General features: G+C 70.8%; 16 protein-coding genes and 1 riboswitch. Of the genes, 3 read left to right on the plus strand and 13 right to left on the minus strand.

Features of this window, described 5'->3' with window-relative positions; genetic code table 11:
- Positions 1-119: 119 nt before the first annotated feature.
- The 4 genes from rdgB to ACFW9Z_RS25125 all read right to left on the minus strand — a co-directional run bounded on the left by rdgB (position 120) and on the right by ACFW9Z_RS25125 (position 2,529).
- Positions 120-722 (minus strand): RdgB/HAM1 family non-canonical purine NTP pyrophosphatase, encoded by a 603-nt coding sequence (rdgB, locus tag ACFW9Z_RS25110; RefSeq protein WP_384644655.1) that lies wholly within the window; start codon positions 720-722, stop codon positions 120-122.
- 143 nt (positions 723-865) lie between these two features.
- Entirely contained in the window at positions 866-1,255 is a 390-nt protein-coding gene (locus ACFW9Z_RS25115; RefSeq protein WP_384644657.1) for a hypothetical protein, read from the minus strand.
- 124 nt (positions 1,256-1,379) lie between these two features.
- Complete coding sequence (gene rph / locus ACFW9Z_RS25120) at positions 1,380-2,117, minus strand: ribonuclease PH (RefSeq protein ID WP_384644659.1); 738 nt, start codon at positions 2,115-2,117, stop codon at positions 1,380-1,382.
- A 178-nt stretch (positions 2,118-2,295) separates the two neighbouring features.
- The gene (locus ACFW9Z_RS25125; RefSeq protein ID WP_015608814.1) at positions 2,296-2,529 is read right to left on the minus strand and encodes a glucose PTS transporter subunit EIIB; all 234 of its coding nucleotides are present in this window, start codon (positions 2,527-2,529) and stop codon (positions 2,296-2,298) included.
- Positions 2,530-2,750: 221 nt separating this feature from the next.
- Between ACFW9Z_RS25125 and ACFW9Z_RS25130 the strand changes: the two genes are divergently transcribed.
- Together ACFW9Z_RS25130 and ACFW9Z_RS25135 are read left to right on the plus strand one after the other, a co-directional pair.
- A complete protein-coding gene (locus tag ACFW9Z_RS25130) occupies positions 2,751-4,010 on the plus strand; it encodes a PTS transporter subunit EIIC (protein WP_384644661.1) in 1,260 nt (419 codons plus the stop codon).
- A 257-nt stretch (positions 4,011-4,267) separates the two neighbouring features.
- Positions 4,268-5,533: a PTS transporter subunit EIIC gene (locus ACFW9Z_RS25135; RefSeq protein WP_384644663.1), complete on the plus strand. Its 1,266-nt coding sequence runs from the start codon at positions 4,268-4,270 to the stop codon at positions 5,531-5,533.
- Positions 5,534-5,622: 89 nt separating this feature from the next.
- On the opposite strand, the gene ACFW9Z_RS25140 is transcribed toward ACFW9Z_RS25135, so the two are convergent.
- Together ACFW9Z_RS25140 and ACFW9Z_RS25145 are read right to left on the minus strand one after the other, a co-directional pair.
- A complete protein-coding gene (locus ACFW9Z_RS25140; RefSeq protein WP_384644665.1) occupies positions 5,623-6,111 on the minus strand; it encodes a GNAT family N-acetyltransferase in 489 nt (162 codons plus the stop codon).
- Between the two features lie 66 nt (positions 6,112-6,177).
- Positions 6,178-6,930 (minus strand): MBL fold metallo-hydrolase, encoded by a 753-nt coding sequence (locus ACFW9Z_RS25145; RefSeq protein WP_384644667.1) that lies wholly within the window; start codon positions 6,928-6,930, stop codon positions 6,178-6,180.
- A gap of 294 nt (positions 6,931-7,224) precedes the next feature.
- Between ACFW9Z_RS25145 and ACFW9Z_RS25150 the strand changes: the two genes are divergently transcribed.
- Positions 7,225-7,740 (plus strand): type II toxin-antitoxin system PemK/MazF family toxin, encoded by a 516-nt coding sequence (locus ACFW9Z_RS25150; protein ID WP_384644669.1) that lies wholly within the window; start codon positions 7,225-7,227, stop codon positions 7,738-7,740.
- Between the two features lie 238 nt (positions 7,741-7,978).
- Here the strand turns inward: ACFW9Z_RS25150 and ACFW9Z_RS25155 are convergent, their stop codons facing one another.
- From ACFW9Z_RS25155 to ACFW9Z_RS25185, 7 genes are all read right to left on the minus strand, one after another.
- Positions 7,979-8,929, minus strand: coding sequence for a PLP-dependent cysteine synthase family protein (locus tag ACFW9Z_RS25155; RefSeq protein ID WP_118906302.1), 951 nt, complete (start codon positions 8,927-8,929; stop codon positions 7,979-7,981).
- On the minus strand, positions 8,929-9,216 hold the full coding sequence (locus ACFW9Z_RS25160) for a MoaD/ThiS family protein (protein ID WP_030567729.1): 288 nt from the start codon (positions 9,214-9,216) through the stop codon (positions 8,929-8,931). Before ACFW9Z_RS25160 ends, ACFW9Z_RS25155 begins: the two co-directional genes overlap by 1 nt.
- Positions 9,217-9,330: 114 nt before the next feature.
- Positions 9,331-9,447: a putative leader peptide gene (locus ACFW9Z_RS25165; RefSeq protein ID WP_309544402.1), complete on the minus strand. Its 117-nt coding sequence runs from the start codon at positions 9,445-9,447 to the stop codon at positions 9,331-9,333.
- Between the two features lie 69 nt (positions 9,448-9,516).
- Positions 9,517-10,314 (minus strand): ABC transporter ATP-binding protein, encoded by a 798-nt coding sequence (locus ACFW9Z_RS25170; protein ID WP_384644672.1) that lies wholly within the window; start codon positions 10,312-10,314, stop codon positions 9,517-9,519.
- A gap of 108 nt (positions 10,315-10,422) precedes the next feature.
- Positions 10,423-11,463 carry a FecCD family ABC transporter permease gene (locus tag ACFW9Z_RS25175; RefSeq protein WP_384644674.1) on the minus strand — a complete coding sequence of 347 codons (1,041 nt, stop codon included), beginning with the start codon at positions 11,461-11,463 and terminating at the stop codon, positions 10,423-10,425.
- Positions 11,460-12,461, minus strand: coding sequence for an ABC transporter substrate-binding protein (locus ACFW9Z_RS25180; protein ID WP_384644676.1), 1,002 nt, complete (start codon positions 12,459-12,461; stop codon positions 11,460-11,462). Before ACFW9Z_RS25180 ends, ACFW9Z_RS25175 begins: the two co-directional genes overlap by 4 nt.
- A 58-nt stretch (positions 12,462-12,519) precedes the next feature.
- Positions 12,520-12,620: riboswitch (cobalamin riboswitch) on the minus strand.
- Between the two features lie 86 nt (positions 12,621-12,706).
- Complete coding sequence (locus tag ACFW9Z_RS25185) at positions 12,707-13,129, minus strand: Mov34/MPN/PAD-1 family protein (protein WP_032759081.1); 423 nt, start codon at positions 13,127-13,129, stop codon at positions 12,707-12,709.
- Between the last annotated feature and the right edge of the window lie 231 nt (positions 13,130-13,360).

A 13,360-nucleotide genomic window follows, 5' to 3' on the forward strand; every position in this document is an offset into this window, starting at 1 on the left:
GGGTTTCTGACCGCGGTGGTCGTGTTCTTTGGGGTTTTGTCGCCCCCCGGCCCCCACCCCACCGCTGGGGGCCCCCGCCGGCCGGGGGCCCCCCCCTCTCGGTGTCCGAAGTGGCCGTCTCAGCCCACCAGCTCCCGGACCACCGGCACCAGCGCCCGGAACGCCTTGCCGCGGTGGCTGATCGCGTTCTTCTCGGCCGGGGTCAGCTCCGCGCAGGTGCGGGTCTCGCCCTCGGGCTGGAGGATCGGGTCGTAGCCGAAGCCGTTCGTGCCGGACGGGGTGTGGCGGAGGGTGCCCAGGAGGTGGCCCTCGACGACGCGTTCGGTGCCGTCGGGGAGGGAGAGGGCGGCGGCGCAGGCGAAGTGGGCGGCGCGGTGGTCGTCCGCGATGTCGCCGAGCTGGGCCAGGAGCAGGTTGAGGTTGGCCTCGTCGTCGCCGTGGGTGCCGGACCAGCGGGCCGAGAAGATGCCGGGGGCGCCGTTGAGGACGTCGACGCAGAGGCCGGAGTCGTCGGCGATCGCCGGGAGGCCGGTCGCCCGGGCCAGGGCGTGGGCCTTGAGGAGCGCGTTCTCGGCGAAGGTGACGCCGGTCTCCTTGACGTCGGGGATGTCCGGGTACGCGTCCGCGCCGACGAGGTCGTAGTCGAGTCCCGCGTCGGCGAGGATGGCGTGCAGTTCGGTGATTTTCCCGGCGTTGCGGGTGGCGAGGATCAGGCGCTTCATGCACCGATTATCGCCGGGGCGGGGCAGGCCGTGGACCGGCACCCGGACCCGTCGCACCCGCGCCCGTCCCCGTAGCCGTGCTCGTACCCGTACTTGTGCCCGTCCCCGTAGCCGTGCTCGTACCCGTACTCGCCCCGTCGTTCCTACGGCGTGCAGACCTTGCCGATCTCCGTCGCCGCGTCCGTCACCGGGCTGATGTCGGGGGTCGCGTCGCCGCTCTCGATGGAGTCGCGCACGTTGGTGACGCCCTCCTTGAGGTCGTCGATGGCCTTGGAGAGGTCGGCGTTGTCCGTGGTGTCGCCGAGGTTCTTGAGCTCGCGGTCGATCTCGTCCAGGGCTTCGGAGGCCTGGGTGATGTCCTCGGAGGCGCTGGAGACCGCCCGCTGGAGGTTGCCGACGCTGGTGGCGATCGCGTCGGCGGTGCGGACGCAGTCGAGCGCCTTGTCGAGTCCGGCGCAGCCCACGGCCGTGGTCAGCGTCAGCAGGGTGGCGACGGTGGCGAGTGCGAGGCGTTGGTGGCGGCGCGAAGCCATGGTGCGGGTCCCTCCCCGGGGATCGGTACGCGGACGGGCGCACGGTTCGACCCGTGCGCCCGTGCTCGTAACGACGCTGTGGCGTGCTTGTTCGGTTGCTTCTTTACCCGGGGAGGGTAAGCCGTTACGCGTTCTGCGTGGTGGCGAGTGCGTCACGCTGGAGCGTGGCGAGGTCGACGCAGCCCGCGGTGGCCAGGTCCAGGAGCGAGCCCAGCTCCTTGCGGTCGAAGGGGGCGCCTTCGGCGGTGCCCTGGACCTCGACGAAGCGGCCGTCCCCGGTGCAGACGACGTTCATGTCGGTCTCGGCGCGGACGTCCTCCTCGTAGCAGAGGTCGAGCAGCGGGGTGCCGTCGACGATGCCGACGCTGATCGCGGCGACGGTGTCGGTGAGCGGCTTGCGTCCGGCCTTGACGATCTTCTTGCCCTGGGCCCAGACGACGGCGTCGGCGAGGGCCACGTACGCCCCGGTGATGGCGGCCGTACGGGTGCCTCCGTCGGCCTGGAGGACATCGCAGTCCAGGACGATGGTGTTCTCGCCGAGGGCCTTGTAGTCGATGACCGCGCGCAGCGAACGGCCGATCAGACGGCTGATCTCGTGCGTGCGTCCACCGATCTTGCCGCGTACGGCTTCGCGGTCGCCGCGGGTGTTGGTGGAGCGGGGCAGCATGGAGTACTCGGCGGTGACCCAGCCTTCGCCACTGCCCTTGCGCCAGCGCGGGACGCCTTCGGTGACGGAGGCGGTGCAGAAGACTTTGGTGTCGCCGAAGGAGATGAGGACTGAGCCCTCGGCGTGCTTGCTCCAGCCGCGTTCGATGGTGACGGGGCGGAGCTGTTCGGGGGTGCGGCCGTCGATGCGAGACATGGGGCCGACTTTATCCGTTGGCGGGGGTGGCTCCGTTCGGGTGCGGCGCAGGCCCCGGCACCGATGAAGTGCGGGGCCTGCGGGTGCGAGCCCCAGGGGGCCTGCGGGTGCGGGCCCTGAGGGCCTGCGGGTGCGAGCCCCAAGGGGCCTGCGGTGTCCGGCGGGGAGGGTCAGCCGGTCACATCATGTCTTCGATGTCGGCGGCGATGGGGTCCGCGTCGGTGCCGATGACGACCTGGATCGCGGTGCCCATCTTGACGACGCCGTGGGCGCCGGCGGCCTTCAGGGCGGCCTCGTCGACCTTGCTGGCGTCGTGGACCTCGGTACGGAGGCGGGTGATGCAGCCTTCGATCTCGTCGATGTTCTCGATGCCGCCGAGCCCGGCGACGATCTTCTCAGCCTTGGTGGCCATGCCTTCTCCCTGGTGTTCGCGTGCGGACGGGCCGCCCGCTGCGGGTCCGTTTCGTCACGGTAACGCACGGTTGGCCCAACTTCGCGGGCGGGTAACCGGACTATCACCAAAGATAACGATCACCGGTGCCCTGACTTCGGGGCGGGCCCCGGACCGTGACGCAACTGGTCTACACCAGTTTCCGACGACCGCCAAACGAGGCTTGTTCCGGAAGGATGCCGATGAGTTCGAGCGCCGCTGCGGCACCGCAGCCAAAATGGTGGAACGGGCCGGTCCAGGGCTTGCAGAAGGTCGGCCGCAGCCTCCAGCTCCCGGTGGCCGTCCTTCCGGCGGCGGGCCTGCTGGTCAGCCTCGGGAACCTGTTCAGCTCCTATCTGCACGGCGCCTTCTGGGAGAAGACCGCCTCGGTCCTGTTCAACGGCGGCACCGCGATCCTCGACGGCAAGCTCGGCCTGCCCCTGCTCTTCTGCATCGGCGTCGCCATCGGCTTCGCGAAGAAGGCGGACGGCTCCACCGCACTGGCGGCCGTGGTGGGCTTCCTGGTCTACCGGGGCGTCCTCGCGGCGTTCCCCATGGACGGCACGGTGACGGACGAGCTGCCCGCCGGGGAGCCGCAGAACCCCGGCGTGCTCGGCGGCATCCTGATCGGCCTGCTGACCGCCGTGGTCTGGCAGCGCTACCACCGCACCAAGCTGGTGGACTGGCTGGGCTTCTTCAACGGCCGCCGCCTGGTGCCGATCCTGATGGCCTTCCTCTGCGTGATCCTGGGCGTGGTGTTCGGGCTCCTGTGGCAGCCGGTGGGTGACGGGCTGACCTGGTTCTCCGAGCGGCTGATCAACCTCGGCTCGTGGGGCGCGGCGATCTTCGGCTTCGCGAACCGGCTGCTGATCCCGATCGGTATGCACCAGTTCCTGAACACGTTCTTCTGGTTCCAGGCGGGCGAGTTCGTGGGCGCCGACGGCCAGACCGTACAGGGCGACATCTCCCGGTTCTTCGCCCAGGACCCGTCGGCCGGGCAGTTCACCTCGGGCTTCTTCCCGATCATGATGTTCGGCCTGCCCGCCGCCGCCCTGGCCATCACCCACACCGCCCGACCCGAGCGCCGCAAGGAAGTGGGCGGCCTGATGGTGTCGGTGGCGCTGACCTCGTTCGTCACGGGCGTGACCGAGCCGATCGAGTTCTCGTTCATGTTCGTCGCACCGCTGCTGTACGGCGTCCACGCGGTGCTCACCGGGGCGTCGATGGGCATCACCTGGCTGCTGGGGGTGCATGCCGGGTTCAGCTTCTCGGCCGGGTTGATCGACTACGTCGTCAACTGGCATCTCGATACGAAACCCTGGCTGATCATCCCGATCGGCGCGTGCTTCGCGGTGATCTACTACGTGGTCTTCCGCTTCGCGATCACCCTGTTCGACCTCAAGACGCCGGGCCGGGAACCGGAGGAGATCGAGAGGGAGATCGAGAAGAACCTCACGAAGTAGCAGGCCAACGGGGGTTTCCCCCGGCCGCGCAAGGCCCTCGGACCACCTGGTCCGGGGGCCTTCGTCATGTCACCGAACGTGCTGGCTCTGCTACCGCGAATCAGAAGGGAATTGAAGGTTCCTTATCTAACCCTCACCGTGCTAAAACTGGTCTACACCACTGAGTGGTCCAGACCACGGCTGTCTGCCGCGTCTGTCGAGTCGCCGCCTCCCCGCATCAATGACCCGGGCGGCACCGTGCCCCATGGAGGAAGTTGATGACCACGGCTGAGACCGCACCCGCGGCCGAGAAGAAGAAGGGCGCCGGCGTGATGGCCGTCATGCAGCGCATCGGCCGCAGCCTCATGCTGCCGGTCGCCGTACTGCCGGCCGCCGCACTCCTGGTCCGCCTCGGCAACGGCGACATGCTGGGCCGCGAGTCGTTCCCGACCTTCATCACCAAGCTCGCCGGCTACATGGCCGCGGGCGGTGGCGCGATCCTCGACAACATGCCGCTGCTGTTCGCCGTCGGCATCGCCATCGGCTTCGCGAAGAAGTCGGACGGCTCGACCGCCCTGGCCGCCGTCACCGGCTACCTCGTCTTCCAGAAGGTGCTGGCCACCTTCACGGACAGCAACCTGCCCCAGGTCGCGAGCGTGGCCGACGGCAAGATCGTGATGAGCGACGCCCCCGTCAACGCCGGTGTCCTCGGCGGTGTCGTGATGGGCATAGTCGTGGCCCTGCTGTACCAGAAGTTCTACCGGACCAAGCTTCCCGACTGGGCGGGCTTCTTCAGCGGCCGCCGTCTGGTCCCGATCCTCTCCGCCTTCGCGGGTCTGGTCATCGGTATCGCCTTCGGTCTGATCTGGCCGGTCCTCGGCGCCGGTCTGCACAACCTCGGTGAGTGGCTCGTCGGCTCCGGCGCGGTCGGCGCGGGCGTCTTCGGTGTCGCCAACCGTGCGCTGATCCCGGTCGGCATGCACCACCTGCTGAACTCCTTCCCGTGGTTCCAGGCGGGCGAGTACAACGGCGCCCACGGTGACATCGCCCGCTTCCTGGCCGGTGACCCGAACGCCGGACAGTTCATGACCGGCTTCTTCCCGATCATGATGTTCGCCCTCCCGGCGGCCTGCCTCGCGATCGTCCACTGCGCCCGCCCCGAGCGCCGCAAGGTCGTCGGCGGCATGATGTTCTCGCTCGCGCTGACCTCGTTCGTCACCGGTGTGACCGAGCCGATCGAGTTCACGTTCATGTTCATCGCCCCGGTGCTGTACGCGATCCACGCGGTGCTGACCGGTGTGTCGATGGCCCTGACCTGGGCACTCGGCATCAAGGACGGCTTCGGCTTCTCCGCCGGTCTGGTCGACTTCCTGCTGAACCTCGGCATCGCGTCGAAGCCCTGGCTGCTGGTCCTGGTCGGCCTCGGCTTCGCGGCGATCTACTACACGGTCTTCCGCTTCGCGATCACCAAGTTCAACCTCCCGACCCCGGGCCGGGAGTCGGACGAGGAGCTCGCCGAGCTGCAGAAGGCCGAGGCGAAGTAGCCTCCGCCGCACCTACGGTACGTACGTACGAGACCCCGCCCTCCTGTTGGAAGGCGGGGTCTCGCCGTGTCCGCAGGCGGTGGAGCGCCCTACGCTCGCGGCCCGGCCTCCGGGACGGGCAGCCGGTAGATCTGCCGGGGCCCGCCCTCCGGTCCCGGTTCGGCGGGCTCCCCCGGCCGGAAGCCGAGCTTCTCGTAGAAGGTACGGGCTCCGCTCTCCACGGCCCCGGGGTGGCCGGGCCCGAAGGTGACCACCTCGACGGTGCCCGGCCCGGTGACGTACCGGCCCATCGCGTCCGCCATCAGCAGGCGGCCCACACCCTCGCCCCGGCAGCGCTCGGAGGTGACGAGCCAGTGGACGTGGTACGTGGGCGGGGCGGCGCCGAACAGCAGGCCGCCGACGATTCCGGTACCGGTGGCGGACTCGGCGACCAGGGCCGCCCCGTCACGGATGTGGTCGTCCACCGCCCGGTGGAAACCCGGCTCCGCCACCATCGGCCCGAACCAGTGCTCGACCTGGGACGCGAGGGACAGGAAGCCGTCGAGGTCGCCCTCACGGGCGAGTCTGGTCGTGATCATCCCGGGAGTCTCGCAGAGCGGGCACCGGCCCGGCAGCCGGTTTACCGGAGCTCGTACACCGCTTCCTCAGACCTCGTACACCGCTCCCGGCGCGGCCAGTTCCACCGGTCCCGGGTAGGCCGTCCGCGCGTCCGCGAGGTTGCGGTCCTCGTCGGTCCACGGCGGGATGTGGGTCAGGACGAGTCGGCGGGCGCCCGCGCGGGCGGCGGCCTCACCGGCCTCCCGGCCGTTCAGGTGCAGGTCGGGGATGTCTTCCTTGCCGTCGACGAACGACGCCTCGCAGAGGAACAGGTCCGCGTCCCGGGCCAGCTCCTCCAGGGCGTCGCAGGTCCCCGTGTCACCGGAGTAGGCGAGGGTGGAGCCGCCGTGCTCGATCCGGATGCCGAAGGTGTCGACGGGGTGGCGGAGCTTCTCCGTACGGACGGAGAAGGGGCCGATCTCGAAGGACCCCGACTTGAGGGTGTGGAAGTCGAAGACCTCGCTCATCGCCCGGTCTGAGGGGGTGTCGCCGTGGGCGGCGGTCAGCCGCTGCTCGGTGCCCTCGGGGCCGTAGACCGGGAGGGGGACGGGGCGGGCGCCGTCGTGGCGGTAGTAGCGCACGACGAAGTACGCGCACATGTCGATGCAGTGGTCGGCGTGGAGGTGGCTGAGGAAGATCGCGTCGAGGTCGTAGAGACCGACGTGGCGCTGCAGCTCGCCGAGGGCGCCGTTGCCCATGTCGAGGAGCAGCCGGAAGCCGTCGGCCTCTACGAGGTAGCTCGAGCATGCCGAACCCGGGGACGGGAACGAGCCGGAGCAGCCGACGACGGTGAGCTTCATGGAGCGTGAACCTCCGAGACGTGGGAACGGGGAGGGTTCGTGCGGAAGGGATCGTGCGGGAGGAGCCGTGCGGGAGGAGTCGTGCCGTTCCTGCCGGAACGTTTTGCGGTTTGTCGAGCGTAAGGCGCGAAACTCCGCGTCGCTCCTCTGCCGCCTGCCGTTGTGGGGCAACTCACCTGCTCTGTCACCGGTTCGATGGAAGCGCGCCCACGGTGGGGGCCGGGCGCGCCGCGGGGTCCGGGCCGCGGCGGGCGGGCGGGGTGGTGCCGTCCCCGGCGCCGGTACGGTCGGGGGATGGACACGTTCTGGTGGGTGGCGCTGGTCGCCATGGTTCTGCTGGCCCTCGTCGCCGCGGTGGTGGACGGGCGGGGCCGCTCGGACCGGGGGCCCCGGTCGCGGCGGCCCCGGCAGCCGGAGGGGACGACCCGGCCGCCGTCACGGCCGTCGGTGCCTTCGGGCCCGGCGGGGCGCGGGGACGGGCGTACGCCGCGGGCGGGTGAGGTGTGGTGGGCCGATGTGCCGTACGAGGACGGGCCCGGGTCCAAGGACCGGCCGTGCCTGGTCCTCTCCGTACGGGGGCGGGGCCGGGGGCGCACGGCGCTCGTCGCCAAGATCACCAGCAAGCATCACGAGGAGCGGACCGGGGTGATCGCGCTGCCCGCGGGGACGGTGGGCGATCAGCGGGGGCGGCAGAGCTTCCTGGAGACGGATGAGCTGCGGGAGGTGCGGATCGGGGGGTTCCGGCGGAGGGTGGGGGCCGTGGATGCGGAGCTTTGGGAGCGGGTGCGGGGGTTGGGGGCGGGGCCCTGATTTCGGGGCTCCGCCCCGGACCCCGCTCCTCAAGCGCCGGAGGGGCTGAGATGGTGCGGACGGGCTGAGTCGGCGCTTCCCGGACCGGGGGAAGGATGTCCTCAAACGCCGGACGGGCTGGAACATGCCCGGACGGGACACAAGCAGGGCCTGAGCCCGGAGCCGACCAGGGCGTGAGCCCAGAGTCGGCCAAGGCGTGAGCCGGAGTCGACCAGGGTCTGAGCCCGGAATTCGGGGCTCACGCCCAGAGCTGGCCCTGCAGCGTTTCGATGGCCGCTTCCGTCGTCTCGGCCGTGTAGACGCCCGTCGACAGGTACTTCCAGCCGCCGTCCGCCACCACGAAGACGATGTCCGCGCTCTCCCCCGCCTTGACCGCCTTCTTCCCCACGCCGATCGCCGCGTGGAGCGCGGCCCCGGTGGAGACGCCCGCGAAGATGCCCTCCTGCTGGAGGAGTTCGCGGGTGCGGGTGACCGCGTCGGCCGAGCCGACCGAGAAGCGGGTGGTGAGGACCGAGGCGTCGTAGAGCTCGGGGACGAAGCCCTCGTCGAGGTTGCGGAGACCGTAGACCAGGTCGTCGTAGCGCGGTTCGGCGGCGACGATCCGGATGCCGGGGCGGTTCTCGCGGAGGTAGCGGCCGACGCCCATCAGGGTGCCGGTGGTGCCGAGGCCCGCGACGAAGTGCGTGATGGACGGGAGGTCGGTGAGGATCTCCGGTCCGGTGGTGGCGTAGTGGGCGCCCGCGTTGTCCGGGTTGCCGTACTGGTAGAGCATCACCCAGTCCGGGTGCTCCGCGCTGAGTTCCTTCGCGACGCGGACAGCCGTGTTGGAGCCGCCCGCCGCCGGGGAGGAGATGATCTCGGCGCCCCACATGGCGAGCAGGTCGCGCCGCTCCTGCGAGGTGTTCTCCGGCATCACGCAGACGATGCGGTAGCCCTTGAGCTTGGCCGCCATGGCGAGCGAGATGCCGGTGTTGCCGCTGGTGGGCTCCAGGATGGTGCATCCGGGGGTGAGCCGGCCGTCCTTCTCCGCCTGTTCGACCATGTGGAGCGCGGGGCGGTCCTTGATCGAGCCGGTGGGGTTGCGGTCCTCCAGCTTGGCCCAGATGCGGACGTCCTCGGACGGGGACAGCCGCGGGAGGCGGACGAGGGGAGTGTTCCCCACGGCCGCCAGCGGGGAGTCGTACCGCATCAGCGCATGCCGCCGGCGACGGCCGGGAGGATGGTGACGTTGTCGCCGTCGCTGAGCTTGGTGGAGATGCCGTCGAGGAAGCGGACGTCCTCGTCGTTCAGGTAGACGTTCACGAAGCGGCGGAGCTGATCGCCGTTCGCGCCGTCGACAAGTCGCTCACGGATGCCGGTGTGGCGGCTCTCCAGGTCGGCGAAGAGGTCGGCGAGGGTGTCCCCGTTGCCTTCGACGGCCTTGGCGCCGTCGGTGTAGGTGCGGAGGATGGTCGGGATGCGGACCTCGATGGCCATGGCGTGGGCTCCTGTCGAAAGCGGGGAGGTGGTGGCGTGGGGCGCGCGTTTCTTCCCCCGCGCGGGGGGTGGAGCAGATGGGTGGCGCGTGGGCCGTCGCTCAGGCCGTGCGGCTCACGGGCAGGCTGCGGGCGGGGGACAGATCGCGCTCTTGAGCCTGCACAGGTCGACGTGCAGCCGCGCGACGAGCAGCGTGCCCGGCGTCCTGTTGCTCACGTCATGGGGAACCATGCGGGCATCGTATCGATTCCCGGTCCGGAAACCCGAGTGTGATCCCACATGGTGGATGGTGAGCGACCGCTATGTGGACAAGGTGGGGCGTCCGGACCCCTCCGGGAGGTAGATCACCGTGGGGGCGCCCGTCTTCGGGTGGGTGCTGACCTCGGCGGCGACGCCGTACACCTCGCCCAGCAGCTCCGCCGTGAGGACCTCCTCCGGGGTGCCGGAGGCGACGACCCGGCCGTCCTTGAGGACGTAGATCCGGTCGCAGTAGTACGCGGCGAGGTTGAGGTCGTGCAGGGCGAGGAGGTTGGTGGTGCCCAGCTCGCGGATCAGGGAGAGGATCTCCAGCTGGTAGCGGATGTCCAGGTGGTTGGTCGGCTCGTCCAGGACGACCAGCGAGGGCTGCTGGACCAGGGCGCGGGCGACCAGGGCCCGCTGGCGTTCGCCGCCGGAGAGGGAGGAGAACGTACGGGGTTCGAGTGCGGCGATCCCGACCCGCTTCAGGGCGTCGGTGACGAGGGCGGTGTCGGCGGCGTTGTCCGCCTCCCAGAACCGCTTGTGCGGGGCGCGGCCCATCGCGACGACCTGGCCGACGGTGAGCTCGAACCCGGCGTGGCTGTCCTGGGGGACGGTGGCGATGCGCTGGGCGCGGGCCTTCACGGGGAGGGTGGCGAGGTCGTCGCCGTCCAGGAGGACCCGGCCGTGGGTGGGGCGCAGGGTGCCGTAGACGCAGCGCAGGAGGGTGGTCTTGCCGCTGCCGTTGGGGCCGACCAGGCCGACCGTCTCGCCGTCGGCGGCGGTGAGGTCGACGCCGTCGACGAGGTGGCGGCCCTCGCCCGTTCCGTACGAGAGTGCCTCGGTGCGCAGGGTGGTCACGGGCGGGCTCCCTCGGGGAGTGGTGTCTTCATGCGGGGCGCTCCCTCAGCCGTACGTACGGTCGTCATACGGGTGCTCCCCCGGCCGGAGGCGCGGATCGTACGGTGCTCATGCCGGCGCCCCCTCCGGCCTGCGCCGCAGCATCCACAGGAAGAACGGGCCGCCGGTCAGGGCCGTGAGCACGCCGACCGGGATGTCCTGCGGGGCCGCGAGCGTCCGGGCGGCCAGGTCGGCGAGGACCAGGAACACCGCCCCGCCGAGCGCGACGACCGGGAGGAGCGCGCGGTGCGAGGCGCCCACCGCCATCCGGGCCATATGCGGGACCATCAGCCCGACGAAGCCGATCGCCCCGCTGTACGCGACGAGCGCCCCGGTCATCAGCGAGGCGAGGACGAAGACGGCGGCCCGGAAGCGGGCGGTGTCCAGGCCCAGCACGGTCGCGCCCTCCTCCCCCACCAGGAGCAGGTCGAGGGGGCGGGCCAGGGTCAGGAGTACGGCCGTACCGGCGACGAGCGCGATCGCGGGGAGCGCGAGCATGTCCCAGCGGGCCGCGCCGAGGCCGCCGAGGGTCCAGTACAGGACTTCCTGGAGGTGGTCGGCGCGGGCGGAGGTGACCAGGATCAGGCTGGTCAGGGCGGAGAGGATGTAGGAGACGGCGACCCCGGCGAGGACGAGCCGGTTGGTGGTGAGGCCGCCTCCGCCGCGCGCCAGGGTGTAGACGAGCAGCAGCGAGAGCAGCGCTCCGGCGAAGGCGGCGGCCGGGATCGTGACGGTGGTGGCGAGGGACGCGCCGATGCCGAGGACGATGACGATGACCGCGCCCGTGGAGGCGCCGGAGGAGACACCGAGCAGAAACGGGTCGGCGAGCTGGTTGCGTACGAGGGCCTGGAGGACCGTGCCGATGACGGCCAGTCCAGCGCCGACGACGACGCCGAGCAGGACCCGGGGCAGCCGCACGTCGAGGACGATCGTGCGGAACGGGCTCGCCTCCGCCCGCCCGGTCAGGATGTCGATCACCTGGCCGGGCGGGATGCGTACGGAGCCGAGGGCGAGGGCGGCGACCACGGCGACTGCGAGGAGTACGGCGAGGACGCCGACCACCAGGGTGTAGCGCAGCAGCCGCCGGGGTGCGGGGGCGCGGCAGGTCACGGGGTGGTGGCCGCCGGGTGGAGCTGGGCCGCGAGCTTGTCGACGGCGGCGGGGACGCGGACACCGAGGACCACGTCCGACAGGGGCATGACCGCGAAGCGCTTGTTCTTGATCGCGGGGACGTCGGCGAGGGCCGGGTCGGTGAGGAGGCGCTTCTTCTTCTGGGCGACGGTGGTGGCGCCGTAGTCGTAGATCACGATCGCCTCGGGCTTGCGGGCGACGACGTTCTCCCAGGAGGCGTCCCCGAAGGACTTGTCGAGGTCGGCGAAGATGTTGGTGCCGCCGGCCCGCTTGATGAGCTCGTTGCCGATGCCCTTGCCGCCCGCGGTGAACGCGGTCTTGTCGCCGCTGTCGTAGACGAAGACGGGGAGGGGCTTGAGGTCCTTGAGCTTCTCGGCCGTCGCGGCGTTGTCGGCCTTCGCCTGCTTGATCCACGCCTCGGCGCGGTCGGCGATGCCGAAGGTGCGGCCGACCTCGCGGACCTCCTCGTACAAGGTCTCCATCGGGGTGTCGGCCTTGGCACAGCTCTCGGTGTTGAGCCGGCTCTCGATGCCGGACTTCTTCAGCGCCTCGCGGCTGCGGCCGTCGCCCGCGGCGAACGCGCTGGCGTAGCCGCCGTAGACGAAGTCCGGGTTGGTGGCGAGGACCTGCTCGTAGGAGGGGTACTCCTTGGCGATGACCGGGACGGACGCGTAGTCCTTCTCGTACTTCGGCAGGACCTTGTCGTCGAGGTAGGCGGTGCCGACGAGGGACTTGGCGAGGCCCAGCTCCAGCATGATCTCGGTGACGTGCTGGTTCATGGTCACCACGCGCTTGGGCGGGGCCTTGAAGGTGCTGGTGACACCGCAGTTGGTGACGGTGTACGGGAAGCCGTCGCTCTTCGCCGAGGCCTCGGACCTGCCCTTGGCGTCGGTGGAGGTCTCCGAGGCGGAGCAGGCGGTGAGGGCGAGCGGGAGCAGCACGGCGGCGGCTATGAGCGCGGGGGTGCGCCGGGGCATGGCGGGGCCTCTCCGGGGGATTTCCGCGTCCCCTGGTCGATGCGGGAAGGCAGCGGGCCAGTTCCTGGCTTCCGGGCCGCCTCCGGTACGTCGGTCCGTACGGGAGGGGGCCCGGTCACAGTGGCGGGACCGTGCCGGATTCGCACCGGCTTCCTGGTTCCCGCTGCCTTGTGTTCGGGTCTGGGGTGCAGTGTGCCAGACCGATCCGGAGGGTCGGCGGGGCCCCCGGGGAGAAGCGCTGCCGCTCAGTACGCCTCGACGACCTGCACGTCTTCCTCGGTGATCTCGCCGTCCACGATGCGGTACGAGCGGAACTGGAAGGGGCCCGCGCCGTCGGTGTCGGCGGTGGAGACCAGGACGTAGTGGGCGCCGGGCTCGTTGGCGTACGTCACGTCGGTGCGGGAGGGGTAGGCCTCGGTCGCCGTGTGCGAGTGGTAGATGATCACGGGCTCCTCGTCGCGGTCGTCCATCTCGCGGTACAGCTTGAGGAGGTCGCCGGAGTCGAACTCGTAGAACGTGGGCGAGCGGGCGGCGTTGAGCATCGGGATGAAGCGCTCGGGGCGCCCCGTCCCGGCCGGTCCCGCCACCACTCCGCACGCCTCGTCGGGGTGGTCGGCGCGGGAGTGGGCGACGATCTGGTCGTGGAGCGCCTGGGTGATGGTCAGCATGGCGCCCAGGATAGGCATGCGGCCCTCCGCGTACCGGTGGGTGGTACGGAGAGGGCCGCATGGTGGACGCCCGGGCCGTGGGGGGAGGGGGAGGCGGCCGGGGCGTCCGGGAGGAGGGCCGGTCGTGGGCCCGTGGTCGACGGGCCCGCCCTCGGGGTCGGAGGGGGAGGCCCGTGGTCGACGGGCCCACCCCGGGGTCGAGGCTTGGCCAAGGCGGGTTCGGTGCTTGGC

Origin of the sequence: Streptomyces sp. NPDC059452, from assembly GCF_042750035.1 — a bacterium.
Classification (GTDB): Bacteria; Actinomycetota; Actinomycetes; order Streptomycetales; family Streptomycetaceae; genus Streptomyces.